Here is a 23,341-nt window from a genome sequence, read left to right on the forward strand (position 1 = left end):
AATCCGTTAACCGCGGCATTGTCGCCTGCTTTACTCTTCCCGCAAAGCCACAAGATGATAAGCTAATAACCATTATCGGAAAAACGCTGAGGGAGAGACAGAATGGAGAAGAAGATCGGTTTCATCGGCTGCGGCAATATGGGGAAAGCTATCCTCGGTGGCCTTATCGCAAGCGGCCAGGTGCAGCCCACACAGATTTGGGTCTACACGCCGTCGCCGGAAAAAGTCGCCGCCCTGCACGATCAATATGGTATCAACGCCGCGCAAAGCGCGCAGGAAGTGGCTCAGGTCGCCGATATCGTCTTCGGCGCCGTGAAGCCTGGCATCATGACCAAGGTACTGAGCGACGTCGCCTCCAGCTTCAATAAGGAGACGCTGGTGGTGTCTATTGCCGCAGGCGTCACGCTCGATCAGCTCGCCCGCGCGCTGGGTCACGATCGTAAAATTGTTCGTGCTATGCCAAACACCCCTTCGCTGGTCAACGCCGGGATGACCTCCATTACGCCAAACGCGCTGGTGACCAGCGAAGACATCGCCGATGTGGTGACCATTTTCCGCTGCTTTGGCGAAGCCGAAGTGATTGCCGAGCCGATGATCCACCCGGTCGTCGGCGTTAGCGGCTCTGCGCCAGCCTACGTGTTTATGTTTATTGAAGCGATGGCCGATGCGGCCGTGCTTGGCGGTATGCCGCGTGCACAGGCGTACAAATTCGCCGCTCAGGCGGTGATGGGTTCAGCCAAAATGGTGCTGGAAACCGGTATGCACCCTGGCGAGCTGAAAGACATGGTTTGTTCTCCAGGCGGCACCACCATTGAAGCGGTGCGCGTGCTGGAGGAGAAAGGCTTCCGTTCGGCGGTGATCGAGGCGATGGTCAGCTGTATGGAAAAATCAGAGAAGCTGAGTAAATCATAACGATAAACGGGTGAGTCTGACTGCGGCTCACCCGCCCTTTTCCCGCCTTTAACCTGTTTTCTTCAGACAGGCGCTCATGAATTTTTTGCGATCGTCACCTTTGAGCGACTGTTGCGTCGCGGTGGCGTTACATTCACGCATTTTCTGCTGCTGCGGGGTCAGACTTTTTTCTTCCGGTTTTGAGCTACCGTTTTTCAGGCAGTCGCTCATATAGGTTTTACGCGCGTCGCCTTTCAGCGTTTTTGACGTTGCCTGTTGGTTACAGGTGGTCATACGCTGCTGTTGCGGCGTCATCGTTTTTTCTGCTGCATGCGCAGTGGTCATAAACGCCATGCCACACAGCAAAGACACCAGTAATGTTATTTTCATTGCACCATCCTTTTGTGAAGTAGCACCGTAATTTTGGCTGCTTCAGAGAAAAAAATCACGAGGGATGAAAAAAAAATAGCAATAAAAGCCGTCAGCACTGTCAGGATTAATTGTTAAGCGGCAATCATACTGGAGTGAATTGCGGCTTAACAATACGGCATCCTCCTTAATTACGCGGATGCCGTAACAGCTTTTTTATATACTGATGCAGTAATTCGGTGTCGTGCTCGGGAACCTGAAGTTCAGGTTTGGCTTGTTCTAATGCCGCTTCAATATCCGTGATCAAAGCCTGTTGTTCCGGCTGCCGCATATGGCGTAACAGCGCGGTCACCACAATCTCCAGCGCTTCAACCTGTACCACTAACTCTTTTGATTCTTCTTCCTTTTGTGCAAGCTTAACCAACAACTCTGCAATCAGATTTTTCATGGCGAGACTTCCTTATGAGAATGCCTGAGACGGTAGCACCGATGGTCCATAATGCATAGTCGGTATAAGAATTATTTGATATTTTCGCCATTATGCAAATTCAGTCGATGGCGAAACGTTTCTCTCGCATAAATAACCCCCACCAGAATTGAGGGGGAGCGGAATAATAATGCCTCCGCCCCGTTATCTCTTATTTCGCTGAAAGGCTCTGGCGGCGGCGTAACATAAAGGCAAGCTGCAAAAGATTGATGAGCACCACAATCGCCGTTGCGACAAATACCCAGCGAAAACCAGCCATCGCGGAAACAGACGCGCCAATCAGCGGCCCGACAACGTTCCCCAGATACATAAACGACTGGTTATAGCCGAAGATACGCCCGGTAACCTGATCGCTCGAATATTTCAGCAGCAGCGTTTGCACCGCAGGCAGCATCGCACCATCAGCAAAGCCGAGCAGAAAACGCAGGACGCCAAGCTGGAACGGCGTGGTTACAAAAGACATGGCAAAGAACATCACCACCGCGCAAAACAGCGTCGCCAGCAGGATGCGGTGAGCGCCAATTCTGTCGCCCAGTTTCCCCAGACGCGGCGCGGAGATAAGCGCAGAAATCCCCGGCACGGCAGCGATCATCCCCGCCAGAAACGCAATATTGGTGCTGTCCGGCGACATGGATTTAATAAACAGCGCCAGAATCGGGCCGATGGAGCCATTGCAAAGCTGAATAACCAGCGTGGTGAAAAACAGACTGATAACAAGCCCGGGATAAGTGAGCGAAGCAAAAACAGCTTTCCCACTCAGGCGGTCGGCTTTGCTGACCTGAGGGCGAGCGCCTTCTTTAATCAGGAACAACGTTACCAGGAAGCTTACCGTCAGCAGGATGGCGGTGATAAAAAACACCGCACGCAGGCCGACATGATCGGCTAAAAATCCGCCCAGCAGCGGCCCGCCAATCACGCCGCTGATCTGTGCGGTTGATAAGGTGCTTAACGCCCAGCCGCTGCGCTCACGCGGCACCTGCGAGGCCACCAGCGCCATCGCATTCGGGATATAGCCAGAGGTCAGCCCCATGACGGCACGCAGGATGAACAGCTGCCAGACGTTAGTGGCAAAGGCCTGGAGCAGAATGGCAATCGCCATCCCCAGAGAGGCGCGCAGCAGCATGAGCTTGCGCCCTTTACGGTCCGCAAGGCTGCCCCACATCGGCGAGACAATCGCCGACACCAGAAACGTGACGCTGAAAGTCAGCCCCGACCACATCGACAGCGCCTCGTGGGACGTGACCCCCAACTGGGAAACATACAGCGGCAAAAAAGGCAGGATTTGACTAATGGCAAGGCCAGTGAAGAAACAGCCAAACCAGACGGAAATAAGGTTAACCTTCCAGGATTCCATAACTACGGGTTTTCATTCGTTTTTGGTACGTAATGCCCAGCATAGCAAGCCAAAAGTCTGCTTGTATGGCGCGAGATGCGCTGAACGGGAGTTTGGTGTTTTATTTCCTTATCGCTTGTTTATGTGATTAATCTCACGAAAAAGCGTCCATTTCACAGAGCGATATACTCACCGGCAAAGTCCGTAACCGCGCATTCCCAGGTGAAAGTGGTTCGCATGCGCGGCGTTGTACTCTGGACCCAGGCCATTTCCATAATAGCGGCAGCTCGCTGAGAGTACCGCCTGCAGGAAAGGTGCCTGTGCTGGCTGATACCAGCCCTTTAAGACGGTTATTCGCTGCCCATTGGCAAACCGAAAACCGCTGACATCCAGCGCATCGGCGCTCGCATGTTCGCTCAACCGGGCGTTTTCCCGGTGATAGATATTCCGGCAGGCATAGCTGCCAAGATGGTCAATCTGGCGCAGCGCCGATCCCTGCATTCGTTGCGCCAATGGCTTAATCTGCTGCTGCACAAAAAGTGCGCTGCTGAGCCGGACATCTTCGAAGTTCATCACCCGCACAGGCTGGTGTAATGGACAAGGTCCGTCGCTATCGGGCAACGTTTTACTGCTAATCCAGCCGCGCTCGTTAGCCTGCTGCAGTAGCACCGGACAGCTTGCCTCCGGCAAACGGCGTAACTTGAATTGAGCAATGCGCCCCGGCGGATCGTCCAGTGAAAACGGTGCAAACGGATTGTAGTAAGGTGGCAGAAAGCGCCAGGTCAGGTACCCCGCCACTCCTATCGCCAGCAAAGCAATGATGCCCTTCACGCCCATTTTCACTCCCGCTGAGAAAACTAAGATTATGGCAGAAGCGACCGGGTCGACGTGCTATGGTATCGGCTTTCTGTTTTTGTAGATGAGTGTGGAAATGGCTAAGTTGCGGGTTGGGGTCGTCTTTGGCGGTAAATCAGCGGAGCATGAAGTCTCTTTGCAGTCGGCGAAGAACATTGTAGAAGCGATGGACAAGTCGCGATTTGACGTGGTGCTGCTGGGCATTGATAAACAGGGGCAGTGGCACATCAATGATGCCAACAGCTATTTGCTGAACGCGCAGGATCCTGCCCGTATTGCACTGCGACCGTCCGATGTCACGCTTGCCCAGATCCCCGGCAAAGCAGCTGAGCAGCTCATCAACGCGGAAAATGGCCAGCCGCTTCCGGCCATCGACGTTATCTTCCCAATCGTGCACGGCACGCTGGGGGAAGACGGTTCCTTACAGGGCATGCTGCGCATGGCGAACCTGCCGTTTGTCGGCTCTGATGTCCTGAGCTCCGCCGCCTGTATGGATAAAGACGTCACCAAGCGTCTTCTGCGCGATGCAGGCCTGGCAATAGCACCTTTCGTGACGCTGACGCGCGCCAACCGCGACACATTCAGCTTCGTCGATGTGAAAGAAAAACTCGGTCTGCCGCTGTTCGTCAAACCGGCGAACCAGGGCTCCTCCGTGGGCGTCAGCAAAGTGAAAACCGAAGAGCAGTATCTGCAGGCGGTGGCATTGGCCTTTGAGTTTGACCATAAAGTGGTGGTGGAAACCGGCATCAACGGCCGCGAAATCGAATGCGCCGTCCTCGGTAACGACTATCCGCAAGCAAGCACCTGCGGTGAAATCGTCCTGAACAGTGAGTTTTACGCCTACGACACTAAATACATTGATGATAACGGCGCGAAAGTGGTGGTGCCTGCAGCCATCGATGCAGCGGTGAACGACAAAATCCGCCAGACCGCCGTTGACGCGTATCAGGCACTCGGCTGCAGCGGCATGGCCCGCGTGGACGTGTTCCTGACGGCAGATAATGAAGTCATTATTAACGAAATCAACACGCTGCCTGGCTTCACCAACATCAGCATGTATCCAAAACTGTGGCAGGCGAGCGGTCTGGATTACACCAGCCTCATCACCCGCCTGATTGAGCTGGCGCTCGAACGCCATCAGGCCAACGTGGCGCTGAAAACCACCATGAACACCTGATATGATAAGGCCGGGTGGCTCCCTCGCTGCCCGGTTTACACTTCCGGGTTTGGCTTCTCTTCCACCGGGCGACGGCGAATGACAAACCCTGCCAGCCAGAAGCTAATCACCCATGTCACCAGCCCAACGGCATATGTTTGCCAGCCCTTCGCTTCAAATCCCAACAGCCCGACGACGCCGTTCAGGATAAAAATCAGGCCGATGGCAAAGGCATAGTAATGCCAGTCGCGGCGAATTTTATCAGGCAGTTTCATAACCACTCCGTATGAGAAAACGCTATCGTCGCACATTCCCGGGCCGCAGTCTGCGCGGCACTTAGCAAATATTTAACATCATCAGGTTCCGTTGCGGGCCACTTTGTGATCGCGGCTAAAAAATTCCCCTTTAGGAATATTACCTGGCGTAAATTACCACGAATCTGATATTGACAATCGCTATCTGCTGTCAGACTCACTGCAACAGAGCCTGGCTGAGGCCAGCACTAAAACAAAATGCCTGACGCAGTCAGCGCGCAAGTTGTATCAGGAGGTTGTTATGACTGAATTCACCTTATCCAGGTCGATTATGGCCGGGAGAAAAAGGAGATCCTCCGCGCCGGGTAACGTCGCGTATGCGCTTTTTGTGCTGCTCTGCTTCTGGGCGGGTGCGCAGGTGCTCAATCTGCTGGTTCACGCCCCAGGCGTGTACGAACATTTGATGCAGGTTCAGGACAGCGGCCGCCCGCGGATTGAAATCGGTTTCGCCGTCGGCACGCTGTTTGGACTGATACCTTTTCTGGCAGGCTGCGCCGTACTCGGCGTAATTGCACTCTTCCTGCGCTGGCGTCGCTACTTCTGACCTGACGCCATACAGCTGGCCCGACGATCGTCGACCCGTTTCGCAAACCATGCCGTGGTGAGGTTACGAGTGATTTTCGGGCTCTCAAGCTGGATCCCCGGCAGCATTTCTCGCGCTAACGCCTTCCCGGTTTTCGCTTCCGCCAGTCGATAAACGCCCTTATAGAGCGCCATCTCTTCAAAATCCTGGCTGTCGCCCTTTTGCAGCTGCTGATGAATTTCGCGGTTGCTCAGGCCAAGCTGCGAGGCCAGTTTCTGCACCGCCAGCTCGGTTTTACCCGCCTCATCGCTGTCATAACGAATCAGATCGCCGTCCAGCGCCAGCTTCACCCCGCTTGCCCGGCTGACCGCATTCTGGAAAGCAGCATTGCGGCTCGCGTACCAGCCGGCGTTAAAATCAGCAAAACGATACAGCGGCGCGCTGTAGCTCGCCGGATAGTTAAGCAGGTGATACGTCCCGAACCACAGCCCGCCGCGCAGAGAGAACACTTCCTGACGCACGGTGCCTTCCATTTTCCACGGATAGCCTTTTTGATGCGCCTCGGCGAACGCAATGCTGACCTGCATCGGGCCGCCGGTATGCACCGGATTGAGCGAACCAAACAGCGTCTGCCCCATGGGCACCATGCCGATGAAATCATCAAAAATAGCGCTGAGCTGCTTTTCGGTTTTCACCGTATCCAGGCGCTCACTGTAGGATTTGCCGTTCGGCGACGAGATCTTCAGGGCGGTGTGCACCACAAATAACGGAACATGCACCTTCTGGGCCCGGCGGTCTATCTCCTGCCAGGCTATTTTGCTCAGGCCCGGCACCGCAGGATCGGACTGATAGTTCGACTCCTGCTGCGCCACAGCCAGCACCGAGCAGACGTTCTCTTCGGTAGGCGCGAGCTTCTGGCTTTCGAACGCCTTCGCGATGCTTTGCGCCCACTCTTCTCTGTCTTTTACGCCGGCGGGCATTTTCTGCCTGACCACCGCGGCGACATCCACCGGCTTTTCCCCCGCTTTCATCACCGGCTTCTGGCTGGTACAGCCTGCCAGAATGACGCCAGCGAGCAGCGTCAGTGAAATCGAACCCTTACGTGATGTGGCTGTCGCCATCGGGCATCCTTGTATTAGCTGAATGAGCTTGTCACTTCCTGCTCGGGATTATTATCAAGTTCACGCTCGAAGCTGCGCAGACGCTTGTAGATGGACATCAGTTCCACCAGCGTCGTCCAGGAGCTAATCAGATACTGGAACGAACCGCGCACCTGACTGAAAGCGTTGTTAATTTGCGACATCAGGCCGAGGGTAATTGTGCCCGCAACGATGGACGGGAACATCAGGAACAGACCGAAAACGTTGTCCGCCTGCAGGTACAAAATGCGCGCAATATTGAAATAGGTGTAGTGGAAATAGAGGCGGAAATAGTTCTTACGCACGGCGGTAAACAGCTCTTTAACCGTTGGCGGCGTGGCGCGATCCGCATGATCCTCGCCATACACAAGCTCTTTACGGTAGGCGGCTTCCACGCGCTGGTTTTTGAAATTCAGGCCAGGCAGTTTGATACCGACCACAGCCAGAAGTCCGGTCCCCATCACTGACCAGATGATAGCCGCCCAGACGAGACCGTAAGGCACGGAGCCGACAATCGGCAAATCCTTCACGTTTGGCGATAGCGCAACCAGCACCGGTAAGAAAGCAATCAGCGTCATGATGGCATTGATGAAGCCCACACCAACGTCCTCAAGAGTCGAGGAAAAACGCATGGTGTCTTCCTGCACACGCTGAGCGGCACCTTCGATGTGGCGCAGACGTGACCAGTGCGCCATATAGTGATCGTTCATTGCGGTACGCCAGCGGAACACGTAATGGCTGATAAAGAAGTTACTCAATACGCCAATCACCACGGCGATCAGGGCGATACATAAGAAGACATTCAGTTCCTGATAAAACTGTTCAATTTTGATCTTATGCGGGGTGGCCATCGCTTCCTGGATCATGTTGTAAAAAGGCGCATACCAGGCGTTAATCGCCACACCGACTTCAACCTGGAACCAGGTGACAAAAATGATGAGGGCAGTCCCCCAGACCGACCAGATCTGCCAGCGGTGCGGGCTGTACAGGAACCAGAACAGTGCGAAGGCGCCCACCACAAACAGGTAGTAAGCATAAAAGACAAGGTAATCCATCGACACAAATCGGGAGGCGCCAATCGGCACATCGCCCTTTGCACCCGCCAGGTTCAGCAGCCACTTACCGCCATCCACCTGCCAGAAAATCACCGCAATAAGCGCCCAAATGGCAGCCGACAAAAAGAACGGCCCCGGTTTGGGGAAAAAAGACTTAAACATACCTACTCTCCTGCTGAATTCTTATCGTTTTTCACTGCTGCTGTGTACCACCAAAATCGCCGCGGCAGCCACCACGGCAAAAGTGAAACGCATTCAAACCGTTGAATCTGACCAGACGGTACAGGCTTAGTTCGCCTGCCATTGCTTCACAATTGTTTCCACGAGTTTCACGCTGACGGGATTACCGGGAACGGTCAACGTACGCCAGACGTCATTGTAATGAGCAATGAGCGTTTCGGCCTCGGCGGCTGGCCGGTTTGCCGTGGTGTGCGCATCTTCCGCGACGGTAATCCGGTAGCCTTTGCTGGCCCCGACCTTCAGCGTGGTATCGACGCAATAATCTGTTGCACAACCGCACATCACAAACCCGGTAATCTCATGGGCGGCCAGGACCTGTTCGAGCGTCGTCTGATAAAACGCATCACAGGCCGTTTTCGTCACGTAAAGGGCGTTGTCCGGCCTCAGCAGGTCCGGCAATAGCGCAAATCCGTCGCTGTCTGCTTCAAGACCGCCCTCTTCCTCGTGCTGAATAAAAATAACGCGGTCAGCCGCCTGAGTAAGCTGATTCACTTTTGCCACGCACGCCTGCTGTTGACGGCGAGGCGTAGCGAAAACGCCGTTTTGCATATCCACGACCATGACAACGCGCTTATCTGACATCTTTTGCTCCGTAACTGTCTGTGAAGGTTGAGGGTATCATACGCGCGAGTTCACAGAAGCACGCAAACACTCGCTGGAAAAATATTCATATTTACCCGTCGTTACGTTTTTCCTGCCGCAATCCCGCAGAAAGGCGCTTTGCAAGCGGCCGTTTAATAGTATAAATACGCATTATCTTTTCATTTCAATTCATGGATGCTTTCCTTGAAACGTAGTCTGCTCTTCCTGGCGGCGCTGTGTGCTGCTTCGCTGCCTGCGGCCCAGGCCGCACAAACCTCTCCGGATCCGGTTTTTGCTTCTGACATCGTCGATCGTTACGCCAACCACATCTATTACGGCAGCGGTGCAACGGGCATGGCGCTGGTAGTGATTGACGGCAATCAGCGAGTTTTCCGCAGCTTTGGCGAGACGCGTCCCGGCAGCAACGTGCATCCTCAACTGGATTCCGTTATCCGCATCGCATCGTTAAGTAAGCTGATGACCAGCGAAATGCTGGTGAAGCTGCTGGATCAGGGCGTGGTCAAGCTTAACGATCCGCTGAGTAAATACGCCCCGCCTGGCGCAAGCGTGCCGACTTATCAGGGCACACCTATCACGCTGGTGAATCTGGCAACCCACACCAGCAGCCTGCCACGCGAACAGCCCGGCGGCGCAGCCCACCGTGTGGTCTTCACCTGGCCCACGCACAATCAGCGCTGGAACTGGCTGACCACGGCGAAACTGACGAAAGCACCGGGCACCCAGGCCGCCTATTCCAACCTCGCGTTTGATCTGCTGGCAGATGCGCTGAGCACCGCGGCGGGCAAGCCATATCCGCAGCTGTTTGAGGAACAAATCACCCGTCCGCTGGGCATGAAGGACACCACGTTTACGCCGTCACCGGATCAGTGTCAGCGTCTGATGGTCGCTGAAAAAGGAGCAAGCCCCTGCGATAACACGCTGGCGGCCATTGGCAGCGGCGGCGTCTACTCCACGCCGGGCGATATGATGCGCTGGATGCAGCAGTTCCTCTCTTCTGATTTCTATACCCGTAACCCACAGGCCGACCGGATGCAGACGCTTATCTATCAGCGCAGCCAGCTCACCCGCGTTATCGGGATGGACGTGCCCGGTAAAGCCGATGCGCTCGGAATGGGATGGGTTTATATGGCGCCGAAAAATGGCCGTCCGGGCATCATTCAGAAAACGGGCGGCGGCGGCGGTTTTATCACCTATATGGCGATGATCCCGCAGCATAATATCGGTGCGTTCGTGGTCGTTACCCGCTCTCCGCTGACCCGCTTTGTGAATATGAGCGATGGTATTAACGATCTGGTCTCTGAGCTGAGCGGCAACACGCCACAGGTTGTACCAGCCTCCTGATCCTGAGTTCTTAAAGGGTAAACGGTCACCGAGATCCGTTTACCCTTATCTCTTCTCCTCTGTGCCATAACCACCACGATAGTGAAACAAACGCCCGGTCGATCGGGTAAACTCACTCAATTGTCCCATTACCTTCAGGCCTATCATGACAGATTTGATCACACGCCCTCGCCGCCTGCGCAAATCAGCTGCGCTGCGCGCCATGTTTGAAGAAACATCCCTGACCCTGAACGATCTGGTGCTGCCGATCTTCGTTGAAGAAGAGATTGACGATTACAAGGCCATTGAGGCCATGCCTGGCGTCATGCGCATCCCGGAAAAACATCTCGCCCGTGAAATTGAACGCATCGCCAACGCCGGTATTCGCTCGGTGATGACCTTCGGTATCTCGCACCACACCGACGCCACCGGCAGCGATGCCTGGAAGGAAGACGGTCTGGTGGCGCGCATGTCCCGCATCTGCAAGCAGGCCGTGCCGGAGATGATCGTCATGTCCGACACCTGCTTCTGCGAATACACATCGCACGGTCACTGCGGTGTGCTGTGCGACCACGGCGTGGACAACGACTTAACGCTGGCGAACCTCGGCAAGCAGGCCGTTGTTGCGGCGGCGGCAGGTGCAGACTTCATTGCGCCGTCGGCGGCGATGGATGGCCAGGTGCAGGCGATTCGCCAGGCGCTGGATGCGGCAGGCTTCACCGATACTGCTATCATGTCCTACTCTACCAAGTTCGCCTCATCGTTCTACGGCCCTTTCCGCGAAGCCGCTGGCACGGCGCTGAAAGGCGACCGTAAGACCTATCAGATGAACCCGCTGAACCGCCGCGAAGCGATTCGTGAATCACTACTGGACGAAGCCCAGGGCGCAGACTGCCTGATGGTGAAACCGGCAGGGGCCTATCTCGACATTCTGCGCGATATCCGTGAACGCACCGAGCTGCCGATTGGCGCCTACCAGGTGAGCGGCGAATACGCGATGATCAAATTTGCCGCCCAGGCGGGCGCCATCGACGAAGAGAAAGTGGTGCTGGAAAGCCTTGGCGCCATCAAGCGCGCCGGTGCCGATCTGATCTTCAGCTACTTCTCCCTCGATCTGGCCGAGAAGAAAATCCTGCGTTAATCCTTCACGCCCGGCGCTCCCTGCCGGGCGAATTTCCATCCCCAAAACATCATCTCGCTGACACGTAACCGTCACGCCGCGCGCCTACTTTCGTCATCAGGACGGAAAAAGGAGCCGCTATGTTTAGTCTCGACAATGTCCTCGACGATCTCTGGCCGCAGGCAACGCCTGCCCCCTGGCAAAAAAGCCTGCTCAAAAAGCTACTGTACGAAAAGGAGTTTCAGCAGTTTGCCGCAGATCATCCGCACCTTCGCGGGCTGGATATGGTCGAACAGGTGCTGGAACATCTGCATATCTGCTGTGACATTGCCCCTCGCGAACTGGAAAATATCCCCGAACATGGCCCGCTGGTCGTCATCGCCAACCACCCCACCGGTACGCTGGACGGTTTAGCGCTGCTGTACGCCGTCTCGCGCGTGCGCCGCGACGTCAAAGTCGTCACCAACCGGATGCTCACCCATCTGGAACCGCTAAGCGGCCTGTTTATTCCGGTAGATAACATCAATGGCCGCACGCGCAAATCCTCTCTGGGCCTGATGGAGCAACAGTTGCAAAGCGGTGGCGTGCTGATTTTCTTCCCGGCGGGGGAAGTGTCGCGACTGACGCGCCGGGGCATCGCCGACGGCCACTGGCATCCGGGGTTTATCAGGCTGGCGGAGAAATTCCGCGTGCCGCTGCTGCCGGCGTTTATCCACGCCCACAACAGCCCGCTGTTTTACGCAACAACCTGGCTGTCGCCGACGTTTTCGATGCTGCTGCTGATGCAGCAGATGTTCCGCCGCCGCCACTCCAGCCTGCCGGTAACGCTCGGCGAGCGCATTCCGTGGGAAAGCTGGTATCAGCCGCAGCTGGCGTCAAAAGAGCAGGCGAAGCGCTGCCGCCAGCACGTGCAGCTGCTGGGCAAAGGGCTGCCGGGGAAATTCAGAACGGAAAGCGCCATCGGGCGGCCTGAAGATCGTGCCCTGCTGCGGCGGGAGCTGGCGAATGCCGAGTGTCTTGGCACCACCGCCGACGGAAAAGCCATCTATCTCTGGCAGCGGCAGGACGTCCATCAGGATGCACCACTGCTGCGCGAGCTGGGTCGGCTGCGGGAAATCGCGTTTCGCGCGGTAGGTGAAGGTAGCGGCAAACGCCGCGATCTGGACCGCTATGATGATGACTATCTGCATCTGATCCTGTGGGACGAAGCCGATCTGGAGATCGTCGGCGCGTACCGCTTTATGCCCACCGCACAGCAGATAAAAAAGCGCGGGATAGACGGCCTCTACAGCCACAGCCTGTTTCACTACGATGAGAAGATGGATGATGTTCTGCAGCAGGGCATTGAGCTTGGCCGCAGCTTTATTCAGCCGCGCTACTGGGGACGTCGCGGGCTGGATTACTTATGGTCCGGCATCGGGGCTTATCTGGCGCGCTATCCGCAGTACCGCTATCTGTTTGGCCCGGTATCGATTTCCGGCGGCTTACCGCCTGCGGCTCGCGATTTGCTGGTCGCCTTTTATCGTCTTTGGTTCCCGGCAAGCCACCCGCTGGCGGTGTCACGCAGCCCTTACCCTGCCTCGCTGCCGGACGTGCTGGCGCAGTTCGGCGGTGAAGATTACACCGAGGACCTCACCCGCCTGAAGTCGCTACTCAACAATCTCGGCTGCGCCATCCCGCCGCTGTACAAGCAATATTCGGAGCTATGCGAGCCCGGTGGCGTGCAGTTTATTGATTTTGGCAGCGATCCGGCCTTTAACCACTGCATCGACGGGCTGGTGCTGGTTGACTTGAGCTACCTGAAAGCGAGCCGGTATCAGCGTTATATCGAAGCGCATTTGTAATGCTGCCGGATGGCGCTGACGCTTATCCGGCCTACAGTTGCTATTCCGTAAACCGCCACCCGGCATCGTTATGACACGCGGAAGAAAGGCTTATCACCAAGAATCGTCGCGCGGTGCATGATGCGCCGCTGCGGCAGGTAATCGGCGTTGGCGTAGTGCTGCGTGACGCGGTTATCCCAGATAGCCACGTCCCCTTCCTGCCAGCGCCAGCGCACCTGAAACTCCGGCTTCGTGACGTGAGCGAACAGGAACCCGAGCAGCGCCTCGCTCTCTTTCTCCGTGACATCCACAATCCGCGTGGTAAACCCTTCGTTGACGAACAGCGCCTGTTTGCCGGTGACCGGATGCGTGCGCACCACCGGATGCAGCAGCGGCGGATTTTTAGCCACTGCGTTCAGCCAGCACTGATGTTCTTCCTCAGACTTCAGGTGCTTCCATTCGGGGAACGATTTACGAAAGTCATGCTCGGCCCGCAGGCCGCTCAGCAACGCCTTCAGTGGTGCAGAAAGCGACTCGTAAGCGGCAATACCGCTGCTCCAGAGCGTGTCACCGCCGGTTTCCGGCAGCTGCTTCGCCGCCAGAATCGCCCCGGCGGGCGGCGTATCAATAAAGGTCACGTCGGTGTGCCAGTTATCGTTATCCGGTGGGTTATTGTCGTGGGTGTCCAGCACGATAATCTCTTCGACGCCCACGGCGTGCGGGTAAACCGGGTGAATATGCAGATCGCCAAAGCGCTGCGCCAGGGCACGCTGCTGCTGAGGCGTTACCGGCTGTTCGCGCAGGAAAACGACCTGATGGCGCAGTACGGCGTGGTACAGCTGTTCAAACTGGTTGTCGCTCAGCGGGCGGGTTAAATCGAGCCCCGCCACCTGGGCGCCGATAAACGGCCCCAGCGGGGTAATGCTCAGTCGTTCACTCATGCTATTTCTCCATGCCACGGCGTCAGGCGGCGTTGCAGCGCGCGCAGGCCCAGCTCTAATACGAAAGCGATAATCGCAATCACCGCGATGCCGGCCAGCACCACGTCTGTGGCCAAAAACTCACCGGCGGATTGCACCATAAACCCAAGGCCCCGCGTGGCGGCGATAAGCTCTGCCGCCACCAGCGTCGACCAACCCACGCCAAGCCCAATGCGCAGCCCGGTAAGAATTTCCGGTAGAGCACCCGGCAAAATAACAAACCATAAGATTTGCGCCCTGCTGGCCCCGAGCGACTGCGCAGCCCGCAGCCTTACCTGCTGCACGCTTTTCACGCCAGCCAGTGCCGACATTGCCACCGGAGCGAAAATTGCCAGATAAATCAGCAGGATTTTTGAGGTTTCACCAATACCAAACCAGATAACCATTAGCGGCAGATAGGCCAGCGGCGGGATCGGGCGGTACAGCTCAATCAGCGGATCGAAAATCCCCCGCACGGTCGGGCTCAGCCCCATCGCAATCCCGACCGGGATCCCTATCAGCGTCGCCGCAGCAAGTGCAATCAAAATGCGCGTCAGGCTGGCGGCCAGGTGTTGCCAGAGGGTCGCATCCATAAACCCCTGCGGCCCGGCGATCGTCAGCAGTTTGTGGAGAACCGCGCCAGGAGGCGGCAGAAACAGCGGCGCAATCAGCTGTAATGCCGTTACCGCCCACCACAGCGCCAGCAGGAACGCCAGCGTGACAAAGCCAATCGTCAACTGTCGAGACAGCGGCCATCGCCAGCGCCACGCCAGGCGGCGGCGGAGTTTATCGTTCGCCACAATGCTCATGAGAAAGCCTCCCGGTGTTCAAAGACGCGGCTCAGCACGTATTCACGCTGGGCGATAAACGACGGATCGGATTTGATGCTACGACAGGATTCCCCGGCCACGAATCGGCGGGAAAAATCGAGCGACAGCCGCTCCGTCACGCTGCCCGGCCCGGCGGAAAGCAGCACCAGTTCGGTGGCCATAAACACGGCTTCTTCAATGTCATGGGTGATAAGCAGCACCTGTTTGCCTGTCTCATGCCACAGGCGCAGGAGCAGCGTTTGCATCTGCTCGCGGGTAAACGCATCCAGCGCGCAAAAAGGTTCATCGAGCAGCAACAGCTGTGGGTCTGCCGCCAGCGCGCGGGCAATCCCGACGCGCTGGCGCTGGCCGCCGGAAAGCTGCCAGATAAAGCGTTTCTCCGCCCCTTCGAGCCCGACTTTCTTCAGCATCTTCCGGGCAATTTCCTGCCGCTCTGGCTTGCCCACGCCCGCGAGCTGGAGGCCAAAGGCCACGTTATCCTGCACGTTTCGCCACGGCAGCAACCCTTCGTTCTGAAACACCACGCCGCGTTCTGCACCCGGCCCGCGAACCGGCTCACCGTTCAGCACGATGCTGCCGGAGTGATACGGCGTGAAACCGGCCACCAGGTTCAGCAGCGTGGTTTTACCGCAGCCTGACGGCCCCAGCACCACCAGCAGCTCACCGCGATCGACGTTCAGCGAAATGTCATTCAGCACCGGTTTGCCGTCATATTGCGCACTCAGATGGGAAATTTGCAGCATGGCGACCTCCGTTACTTCACAAATTTATCGGTCACGTACTGACTGTAATCTGCGGCGACCGCGGGCACTTTGCCCTGCTCTTTGAGGAACTGCGCGGTATCGACAATGGCTTTATTCACCGGGCCGTTAAGCTGCTGCGCCTGTTGGGAAGCGGTCAGATAGGTATTGCCTTTCACCAGCCCGGCGACGTCACTCTCCGGCACGCCACTCAGCTTCGAGAGCTTTTGCAGATTCTCCTGCTGCTCGAGCCAGCTTTGCGGGTTATCAATGTACGGCCGCTGCGCCTCGATTGCGCTGCGGGCAAAGGCCTTCACCACGTCAGGATGCTGCTCGGCGAAGTCTTTGCGCACCACCCACACATCAAGCGTTGGCGAGCCCCACTTCCCGACCTGGGCCGAATCGGTCAGCACCGTCCCGTCTTTCTCCAGCTCATTCACCGCAGGCGCCCAGACGTAGGCTCCGTCAATATCTCCTCGTTGCCAGGCGGCAATGATAGCGGGCGGCTGAAGGTTCACGATCTGTACCTGGCCCGGTTTGATGCCCCAGTGCTTAAGCGCCGCCAGCAGGCTGTAATGCGTGGTGGAAATAAACGGCACCGCGATGCGTTTGCCGATCAGGTCTTCTGGTTTGCTGATGTTCTTTTTCACCACCAGCGCTTCGGAGTTACCGAGCTGAGAGGCGAGCAGGAAAACTTCAATTGGCACCTGCTGGCTTGCCGCGACCGCTAAAGGGCTGGAACCGATATTGCCGATCTGCACATCGCCGGAGGCCAGGGCGCGCACAACGCTTGCGCCGCTGTCGAATTTGCGCCAGTCGACGGTCGCCCCGCTCTCTTTGGCAAAAGTGTTATCTGCCTGCGCAACTTTGGCGGGCTCAGCGGAAGTCTGATAAGCGACGGTGACGTTGACCGCCTGCGCCTGAAAGGCAATGAAGGCCAGTGCGGCCAGGATTGAAAGCTGCGAAGTGCGTGCCATGGTGTCTGCTCCCCTTGTGGTTATGGGCGCAGTATTTCTGGCAGCAGAAGTTTGATAAAGGAATTAAAAATTCTGGCTAATGCCAATCCGTTTTTAGAAAAAAAACGGCAAAGCTTAGTCATTTAGCGCACCAGCGTCAGTTTTCCACGACGGCGTGAAAGCTGTGGGGATGCGGTGGTAATAAGAAAGAGAAAGGGTCGCCAGGCCATAATAGCCTCCTGTATCACTTTCTTTCAGCATGTCGCCCTCGCCTCACTCGCGCCGTCAGACAAAAGCCTGATTCAAAGGTGAAATATCACCCTTTTGCCTCAGCGCAAACACCTTACTCCCGAAGGCGTTTTTTTATTTCCCCCTCCGCTAAATTTATTTTTAAATAAAACAACGCCCTCGCCCCGACGGTTCCAAATTTATTTTTATATAAATGCGAGTTTGTCCGCTCCAGACTTTTATGGTCTTCTTTATTCTGACGGTGATTTTCACCCTGTACATTTTGCATTTTTGCTAACGCCCTGGAGTGTTTAAGCATGACCCTGGACTATGTTGCACTGGCCATTCTGAGCGTAGTGCTGATCGTTTTCTTTTACGGAATTATCGCCATCCACGATATTCCTTATGACATCGCGAAAAAACGTAACCATCCTCATCAGGATGCCATTCATTACGCAGGCTGGGTAAGCTTATTCACCCTGCATGCGCTGTGGCCCTTCCTGTGGATTTGGGCCACGCTGTGGCGTGAAGACCGTGGCTGGGGCATGCATCGCATCAGTGAAGATCAGCAGGCTGTCCATCTTCAGATGAACCATCTGCTGATTCAGATGGATGCTTTAAAAAACGAAATTAATCAGCTTAAAGCCTCGTCTGCGATGGCACCTGCGTCCACTGTCGCGAAGAGGGAACAATAATGGAAACGTTATTACTGCTCTGCTATGCCGCATTCTGCGTCATTATTTTCAAGGTTTTTCGTATTCCCCTGAATAAGTGGACCGTGCCCACTGCGGTGCTCGGCGGGATTATCTTTATTTCCCTGATCATTCTGGTAATGAATTACAACTATCCGTTCAGCGATATAGGTAAACAGGCCTACCGCACGGTACCGATTGTGTCGCAAAACCGCGGGCGCGTCATTGACGTGCCGGTCAAACCCAACACCCTGCTGCAGAAAGGCGACGTACTGTTCCGCATCGATCCGACGCTGGCCCAGGCGAAAGTAGACGACCTGAAAGCACAGGTAAAAGCGGCAAGCCAGGATGCGCTTTCTCTGGATGCAGGTGTCGATCAGGCCGGGGCCGATCTCAATAAAGCCATCGCCGACAGGGACAAGGCGCAGCGGGAATACACCCGTTACAACGAAGGCCACGCCAAAGGCGCATTTTCCGATCAGATGGTCGACACCCGTCGCCAGACGTATAAAGCCACCGATGCCGCCGTGATCGCCGCCAGGGCAAAACTGGAGCAGGCAAAAAATAACCTGAACTCGGTCGTGAACGGCCAGAATACCAAAGTCGCCTCGCTGCTGGCCCAGCTGCGTGAAGCTGAGTTCCGTCTGGAAAACACGGTCGTTCGCGCACCTTCGGCAGGTTATGTCAGCAACGTCGCCCTGCGTGAGGGCAACATGTCCACGGCGCTCGGCCTTGCACCCGTGATGACATTTATCCCTGTGGATGCCGACTCGCAAAACAGCTACGTGGCGGCCTTCCGCCAGAATTCAGTTCAGCGCCTGAAACCAGGCTACAAGGCGGAGCTGCTGTTCCCGTCCATTCCGGGCACCGTATTCAGCGGCGAAGTGGTGGAAGTGCTGCCCGCCATCGGTGAAAGCCAGTTCCAGGCGCAGGGGAAACTGCTGACAACGGCAGATCTGGCCGGCCAGGGTCGCGTGATGGTGAAGGTGAAAGCCACCGACCCGCGCCTGAAAGGCTATGCATTGCCGCAGGGGACGCAGGGGACGCAGGTCGAAATCGCCGTCTATTCCGGCCACTTCAAGGAGCTGTCGCTGATACGTAAGGTTTTAATTCGAATGAAGAGCTGGGAAAACTACGTCTTCCTTGACCACTAAAGAGTGACGCCTGGTGGCTCAGATTGCCCGCTGGCGGCTACGCCTTACCGGGCCTACAAAACGTCCCGGCCCCGCCTTCAGGCATGTGAGGTGGGCAGGCCGCAGATTTTATCCCGTCCGCTGTTTTTCGCTTCGTACAGCACCGCATCGGCTTCGGCAAGCATATCGCCCAGCTCTCGCTGCCAGCCGGACGTCACGCCAAAACTTGCGGTAATCGAAAACGCTTCCCCTTTCGGCCCTGCAAAGCGCAGCCTGCGAATTTCATTCTGAATGCGGCTGGTGTAGCCCATCACATCCTGATGACCAGGGGCGAGGAACATCACGGCAAACTCCTCCCCGCCCAGCCTCGCAATCACGTCGCCAGGTCGGCTGAATTTTTTGAGGGTGGCGGCCAGCGCCACCAGCACCTTGTCACCGGTTGGGTGGCCCCAGGTATCGTTAATGGATTTGAAGCGATCGACGTCGATCATTATCAACCAGGCCGGGGTTGCCTGACTTGCTTTAAGCAGTAAATTCCCCGCAAGCGCATCGAACGCCCGGCGGTTAAAGAGGTGCGTCAACGGATCTTCTTCCGACTGACGTTGTAGCTTTTTACTCAGGTGTGTTTGCTCGCGCAGCTTATTGCCGAGCGTGCCCAGCGACGAGAAGAGCTCCTGAACTTCTTTCGCCGTGCTTTCATCCATCAGGGCATCCTGATGATCGCCCGCGATGATCCCCGTTGCTATCTGGTTGAGTCGCAAAATAGGCTGCAGCACGCGGGTGCGGATGTAGTAGATCAGCCCGGAGGTCAGCAGGCAGAGCAAAATCAGGATCGCTATCACCATGACCAGATGCAGCAGGGCCTTCTGTTGAGCATGAACGTAATGTTTTTTCACGCCTGTCAAATAGGTATTGAGCAGATCATCAAAGGAACTAAGGCTGGCGTGATAGCGCATGGCAAAACTTTCCGCATCCACGCTATAAGCCTCGCCATTACCACTCTCCGCATGAAGCATTTTGATCAGCCTCACGCCCTGTTCTTCGAACTGCTGACGAGTGTTTTCCAGCTGCTTCTGGAAGCCAGGTAAATACCCTGCCTCGTCACCCTGGGTGCGAAGAAGCCACCACAGAACGTTAATCCGCTCCATTCCACGGCTCAGCGCCTCGTCGTTATGCAACGGAATTGGCGTGCGGGTTGCCAGCGGGATCAGCAGTTGGGAACCCAGGCGCCCCGTGGCATCGCGAAGCTCGCCGAGCGCCTGAGCACGCAGAATCGGCCCGAGCGCTGACGGTTCGAGCAGCAAAAATTCAGACGTGTGCTGAAACAGCGCTTCATGATAGAAATCCGTCGCCTCCACCATCGCATTGATAGCCCGCTGGGCTTCGACCGGATCCTGGAGCACCCTGTCCTGATAGAAATTGACGCTCAGACGCGAGCGCTTCAGTTGCTCAACCGTGGCCGTCAGCAGCGCCTGCGACAGCAGATTGGCGGGCACCTTTTGCAGATCGCTATCGGTAATCTGTCGGCTTTCCTGCAGCGCCTGCCAGGTTTTTGCTTTCGATGCCTGCGGACTCAGCACCAGCTCATTAGAAAAGGCCCGTTCGCTTGCCAGGTCATTGGAAACCTGCAAAACAAGATAGAAGTTGTCGAACTGAAGTACGTCATTTCTGGCGCTGTTCCAGGCCTGCCAGGAGCCGGAAAGTAGCCACCACGAGAGAATCGACGTCAACACAAGGGTTGCCGTTGCAGACCCCCACAGATAGCGCAGAACGTTAGAAGGCGAAGAGGCTTTTTTGAGTTTTTTCATTCGGTAACCAGGAGACGTGAATTCGGGTACAGACCCCATTATGCCTGCTGCTTAAGTCAGACAAAGTGTAGCGTAGTGCCGCCAATTGTTTTTATCTTCGTCAGTTTACCGTACCAGTGAAAAATACCAAACTTCGTAACGGCGATATTTCCTCTCCGGGCAACTCAACACCAAAGTTTATATTTAAACAACCGTAGCCTGTCCTGGCAATTGATTACTCTCAGGGTTTGGAGCAAATAAATAAAACATCAGATACAAAACTGATCGCGAGGCTGTATGGCGAAAATTCGCGAATACTCATAAACAGTTGCATTCCTCCCTTCAGGAAAAAGAGGGGATAGTGCATTCTCATCGATTCAGGATGCACCGTCTCACCTGAAAACGAAATGATTTTATCGGACGTCAGCTGATAGCCTGTATCATCTATCGACTTATAATGAAACAATACCTGCCGGCTGATAACTGATTTTTTATTCCCTTCATCAAAAACGCCTTGCATAACCACCGTTCCACTATTTTTCGCCATATGTAGCTTGTAGGTTACAGATACAGTATCGTTACCATGATGTAATTTATGGATAATATTGCAGTCTATAACTTTCACCGCCCCAACAGCGGGACATGCATACAATGCGGCAAGCATCACGGCACTAATAAATTTATTCATAATGGGATATCTCGGTAAATGAAGTACAGCGTTTTAACTCCTTGTCACATTGAATACCCGTCAGCTTACCAGGAGTTACGCTGATATAGACCGGTTTATCGCTGCTGCACATAATTTTGTATGAATGAATGATGTCCACGGCCTCTTCCGTCGATATGTCGGCATCCTTTTTTAGTAAAAGACATGCCGGTAGCGCATTTACAGGACGAAAACGCTGAGACACATATTCATGGCGATGAAAAGAAATGAATACCAGCTTCACCATGACCACACAAAACCCGATAATAAATGTGGTTAACAGCTTATTGGTTTTCAGCCATGAGGTAATGACCCGACTGCGCGGAAAGACAGATAAAGAAGAAACGTCCTGCTCCGGATTCACTTCCACCACAGTTATCCTAGCGTCCGGATCAAGTTTCATCCCCTCTTTGGGCACAGTGATAACGAGCTCGGCTTCATAACCAATGATCTTCAGCTGTTTACGTAAGTTAACAAAGCACTGATAATAAGCACTGGGCGACGTTGAAGGACCTTTAATTTCGCCCCAGCCAATCTTATAAAGTTCTTCCTGCCTGATGACTTCTCCCTGACGTTCGATCAACGCCTGCAAACAGTTTGATGCGGGCGTATGCAAGCTCGCGCTTATATTTTCTTCGATGTTTTTCAGTAATTTATCAGCTGGAGAAAATGACAATACGTTATTGATCAGGTAGATAACAGTCATCGGTTCGCATCTTATTTTAGGAATTTTCCCAACCATACTATCAGACAGCTTATAAATCTAAAAAGATTCCTAATCAAGAAGTTAACGCCTTGCAAGAGATGTTACAGACGCGTTTCAGATCTTCTGAAACAGGCAGATGTCACGCTACAGCCCGCGTCAAAACCTCGAACTTTTGATTAAGGTTTGACTAATTTTGATTACTTTCCCGCTTTTTAGATCCAAAAAAGAACTCAGGACAAACGCCATTCAGGGGAATGTGAACAGTGAAAAGGACAATAGCAGCAAGCGTTCGAAAAATGATGCCGGTTAATACGATGATTAATGCTACAGGCGTAGATAATAATCCGCTAAAAAACAATAGCCTGACTCGACACCTGCGATTATGACCCGCCCATCAGCGGGAGGGCACGGTGTTTGGCAATATAAAGATCTGCGGCTCGTGCTAACAGCGACATGGCTCTCAGAAATTAACGGAAAATAAGAAATTTCCATGGATTATTCCGAAGAAAGTTAGCGTGATGTGAATAAAAAGGGTGCATTTTTTAACGGGCAAGACCAGTATAAAACCCCACAAAAAGGCGCCAAAACCTTACTATAACATTCAAAAATTTCAACAAACACAGAACAAGCAGCATTAAAAACTAAAAAACAGGTCTTTGCGAGGCAGCATTGATTTATTTGTAAAAAAAAATCACATTAACAACACAAACAGAGGGGGCAAGATGATGATTACCGCATTTTCTCCTGGGCATAATAAAACAGTCGCGATCATGGGAGCGGATAATTTTGCCAGAGGTGGACTATCAAACCTGATACAGGAAATTAGCCCACGCATCCATATTAGAGCGTCGGTTCGTGAACAAAAGGTTCTCGATCTTTTTTTATCGCAAACCGCCGTCGATATTTTATTTATCTCTGACAATAAATCAGGAATCCAGGGTTATGACTGCATTAGTTATCTTCAGCAGTTAAAAGAAACGTATCCAGGAATGACTATCTGTATTTATTCAGCGTGTAGCAGCCTTTACTTTTGGGCATGCGGTGCGGTAGATGATTACTTATCAACGGACGAACCGATCTACTCCCTGAAATACAGATTAAAAAGAATACTTGAAAACCGTCGTGGTACGCTAAATCGCTTTCCCGCACAGCGAATGTCGCTAACCCATGCCGAATGGAAAGTATTAAAAGGTATAAAAAGTGGCTTTTCCATGCACCATATTGCACACAAAGAAGAAATTCCTTATCGCCGGGTGAGCGCTTTAAAAACCTCGGCGATAAGAAAACTGGGACTTCGAAATAAAACAGATTTACTGGTATTTCTTACCAGCTAAACATCTATTTATTAGATGTCTATTTAATCATGCCATTATGTA

24 protein-coding genes are annotated in these 23,341 nt (G+C 54.5%); 9 read left to right on the top strand and 15 right to left on the bottom strand.

Annotated features, from left to right (window positions below; translation table 11 throughout):
* Positions 1-102: 102 nt before the first annotated feature.
* The gene (proC, locus tag AB1287_RS02620; protein ID WP_312624834.1) at positions 103-912 is read left to right on the top strand and encodes a pyrroline-5-carboxylate reductase; all 810 of its coding nucleotides are present in this window, start codon (positions 103-105) and stop codon (positions 910-912) included.
* A gap of 48 nt (positions 913-960) precedes the next feature.
* Here proC and psiF read toward each other — a convergent pair whose 3' ends face one another.
* From psiF to AB1287_RS02640, 4 genes are all read right to left on the bottom strand, one after another.
* Complete coding sequence (gene psiF / locus AB1287_RS02625; protein WP_312624835.1) at positions 961-1,281, bottom strand: phosphate starvation-inducible protein PsiF; 321 nt, start codon at positions 1,279-1,281, stop codon at positions 961-963.
* Between the two features lie 166 nt (positions 1,282-1,447).
* On the bottom strand, positions 1,448-1,708 hold the full coding sequence (gene iraP, locus AB1287_RS02630) for an anti-adapter protein IraP (RefSeq protein ID WP_312624836.1): 261 nt from the start codon (positions 1,706-1,708) through the stop codon (positions 1,448-1,450).
* Between the two features lie 190 nt (positions 1,709-1,898).
* Positions 1,899-3,101 (bottom strand): multidrug efflux MFS transporter, encoded by a 1,203-nt coding sequence (locus AB1287_RS02635; protein ID WP_312624837.1) that lies wholly within the window; start codon positions 3,099-3,101, stop codon positions 1,899-1,901.
* A 168-nt stretch (positions 3,102-3,269) separates the two neighbouring features.
* Complete coding sequence (locus AB1287_RS02640; protein WP_435616854.1) at positions 3,270-3,917, bottom strand: extensin family protein; 648 nt, start codon at positions 3,915-3,917, stop codon at positions 3,270-3,272.
* 94 nt (positions 3,918-4,011) lie between these two features.
* On the opposite strand from AB1287_RS02640, the gene ddlA reads away from it, so the two are divergent.
* Positions 4,012-5,112, top strand: a complete 1,101-nt coding sequence (gene ddlA / locus AB1287_RS02645) for a D-alanine--D-alanine ligase (RefSeq protein ID WP_312624839.1) — start codon at positions 4,012-4,014, stop codon at positions 5,110-5,112.
* A 35-nt stretch (positions 5,113-5,147) separates the two neighbouring features.
* Here ddlA and AB1287_RS02650 read toward each other — a convergent pair whose 3' ends face one another.
* Entirely contained in the window at positions 5,148-5,366 is a 219-nt protein-coding gene (locus AB1287_RS02650; protein WP_435616855.1) for a DUF2754 domain-containing protein, read from the bottom strand.
* A gap of 280 nt (positions 5,367-5,646) precedes the next feature.
* Between AB1287_RS02650 and AB1287_RS02655 the strand changes: the two genes are divergently transcribed.
* The gene (locus AB1287_RS02655) at positions 5,647-5,949 is read left to right on the top strand and encodes a DUF2755 family protein (protein WP_312624841.1); all 303 of its coding nucleotides are present in this window, start codon (positions 5,647-5,649) and stop codon (positions 5,947-5,949) included.
* Here AB1287_RS02655 and AB1287_RS02660 read toward each other — a convergent pair.
* The 3 genes from AB1287_RS02660 to AB1287_RS02670 form a co-directional block, all read right to left on the bottom strand.
* On the bottom strand, positions 5,940-7,049 hold the full coding sequence (locus tag AB1287_RS02660) for a DUF1615 domain-containing protein (protein WP_435616856.1): 1,110 nt from the start codon (positions 7,047-7,049) through the stop codon (positions 5,940-5,942). The genes AB1287_RS02655 and AB1287_RS02660 overlap by 10 nt on opposite strands.
* 14 nt (positions 7,050-7,063) lie before the next feature.
* The gene (gene sbmA, locus AB1287_RS02665; RefSeq protein ID WP_312624843.1) at positions 7,064-8,284 is read right to left on the bottom strand and encodes a peptide antibiotic transporter SbmA; all 1,221 of its coding nucleotides are present in this window, start codon (positions 8,282-8,284) and stop codon (positions 7,064-7,066) included.
* Between the two features lie 126 nt (positions 8,285-8,410).
* Entirely contained in the window at positions 8,411-8,944 is a 534-nt protein-coding gene (locus AB1287_RS02670) for an isochorismatase family protein (RefSeq protein WP_435616857.1), read from the bottom strand.
* A gap of 204 nt (positions 8,945-9,148) precedes the next feature.
* Here AB1287_RS02670 and ampH point away from each other — a divergent pair, with 204 nt between their 5' ends.
* The 3 genes from ampH (at position 9,149) to AB1287_RS02685 (ending at position 13,249) form a co-directional block, all read left to right on the top strand.
* Positions 9,149-10,306 (top strand): D-alanyl-D-alanine-carboxypeptidase/endopeptidase AmpH, encoded by a 1,158-nt coding sequence (gene ampH, locus AB1287_RS02675; RefSeq protein ID WP_312624845.1) that lies wholly within the window; start codon positions 9,149-9,151, stop codon positions 10,304-10,306.
* A gap of 145 nt (positions 10,307-10,451) precedes the next feature.
* Positions 10,452-11,426 (top strand): porphobilinogen synthase, encoded by a 975-nt coding sequence (hemB, locus tag AB1287_RS02680; protein ID WP_435616858.1) that lies wholly within the window; start codon positions 10,452-10,454, stop codon positions 11,424-11,426.
* 119 nt (positions 11,427-11,545) lie between these two features.
* Positions 11,546-13,249, top strand: a complete 1,704-nt coding sequence (locus AB1287_RS02685; protein ID WP_435616859.1) for a lysophospholipid acyltransferase family protein — start codon at positions 11,546-11,548, stop codon at positions 13,247-13,249.
* Positions 13,250-13,317: 68 nt separating this feature from the next.
* On the opposite strand, the gene tauD is transcribed toward AB1287_RS02685, so the two are convergent.
* Genes tauD through tauA form a run of 4 tightly spaced genes read right to left on the bottom strand, consistent with a single transcriptional unit; the run spans position 13,318 to position 16,734 of the window.
* On the bottom strand, positions 13,318-14,169 hold the full coding sequence (tauD, locus tag AB1287_RS02690) for a taurine dioxygenase (protein ID WP_435616860.1): 852 nt from the start codon (positions 14,167-14,169) through the stop codon (positions 13,318-13,320).
* Positions 14,166-14,996, bottom strand: coding sequence for a taurine ABC transporter permease TauC (gene tauC, locus AB1287_RS02695; RefSeq protein WP_312624852.1), 831 nt, complete (start codon positions 14,994-14,996; stop codon positions 14,166-14,168). The genes tauD and tauC overlap by 4 nt, the downstream gene beginning before the upstream one ends.
* Complete coding sequence (gene tauB, locus AB1287_RS02700) at positions 14,993-15,760, bottom strand: taurine ABC transporter ATP-binding subunit (RefSeq protein WP_435616861.1); 768 nt, start codon at positions 15,758-15,760, stop codon at positions 14,993-14,995. Before tauB ends, tauC begins: the two co-directional genes overlap by 4 nt.
* Before the next feature lie 11 nt (positions 15,761-15,771).
* Positions 15,772-16,734, bottom strand: coding sequence for a taurine ABC transporter substrate-binding protein (gene tauA, locus AB1287_RS02705; protein WP_312624855.1), 963 nt, complete (start codon positions 16,732-16,734; stop codon positions 15,772-15,774).
* Between the two features lie 524 nt (positions 16,735-17,258).
* Here tauA and AB1287_RS02710 point away from each other — a divergent pair.
* Both AB1287_RS02710 and AB1287_RS02715 read left to right on the top strand, forming a co-directional pair.
* On the top strand, positions 17,259-17,636 hold the full coding sequence (locus tag AB1287_RS02710) for a DUF3302 domain-containing protein (protein WP_312624858.1): 378 nt from the start codon (positions 17,259-17,261) through the stop codon (positions 17,634-17,636).
* On the top strand, positions 17,636-18,787 hold the full coding sequence (locus AB1287_RS02715) for an HlyD family secretion protein (protein WP_435616862.1): 1,152 nt from the start codon (positions 17,636-17,638) through the stop codon (positions 18,785-18,787). The genes AB1287_RS02710 and AB1287_RS02715 overlap by 1 nt, the downstream gene beginning before the upstream one ends.
* Positions 18,788-18,864: 77 nt before the next feature.
* Here the strand turns inward: AB1287_RS02715 and AB1287_RS02720 are convergent, their stop codons facing one another.
* From AB1287_RS02720 to AB1287_RS02730, 3 genes are all read right to left on the bottom strand, one after another.
* Entirely contained in the window at positions 18,865-20,574 is a 1,710-nt protein-coding gene (locus tag AB1287_RS02720) for a GGDEF domain-containing protein (protein WP_435616863.1), read from the bottom strand.
* A 220-nt stretch (positions 20,575-20,794) separates the two neighbouring features.
* A complete protein-coding gene (locus tag AB1287_RS02725) occupies positions 20,795-21,241 on the bottom strand; it encodes a hypothetical protein (protein WP_435616864.1) in 447 nt (148 codons plus the stop codon).
* Positions 21,234-21,965, bottom strand: coding sequence for a transcriptional regulator (locus tag AB1287_RS02730; RefSeq protein WP_435616865.1), 732 nt, complete (start codon positions 21,963-21,965; stop codon positions 21,234-21,236). The genes AB1287_RS02725 and AB1287_RS02730 overlap by 8 nt, the downstream gene beginning before the upstream one ends.
* Before the next feature lie 722 nt (positions 21,966-22,687).
* Here AB1287_RS02730 and AB1287_RS02735 point away from each other — a divergent pair.
* Entirely contained in the window at positions 22,688-23,299 is a 612-nt protein-coding gene (locus AB1287_RS02735) for a LuxR C-terminal-related transcriptional regulator (RefSeq protein ID WP_312624866.1), read from the top strand.
* Positions 23,300-23,341: the final 42 nt, after the last annotated feature.

Source organism: Scandinavium sp. UTDF21-P1B (assembly GCF_040750395.1).
Lineage (GTDB): Bacteria > Pseudomonadota > Gammaproteobacteria > Enterobacterales > Enterobacteriaceae > Scandinavium.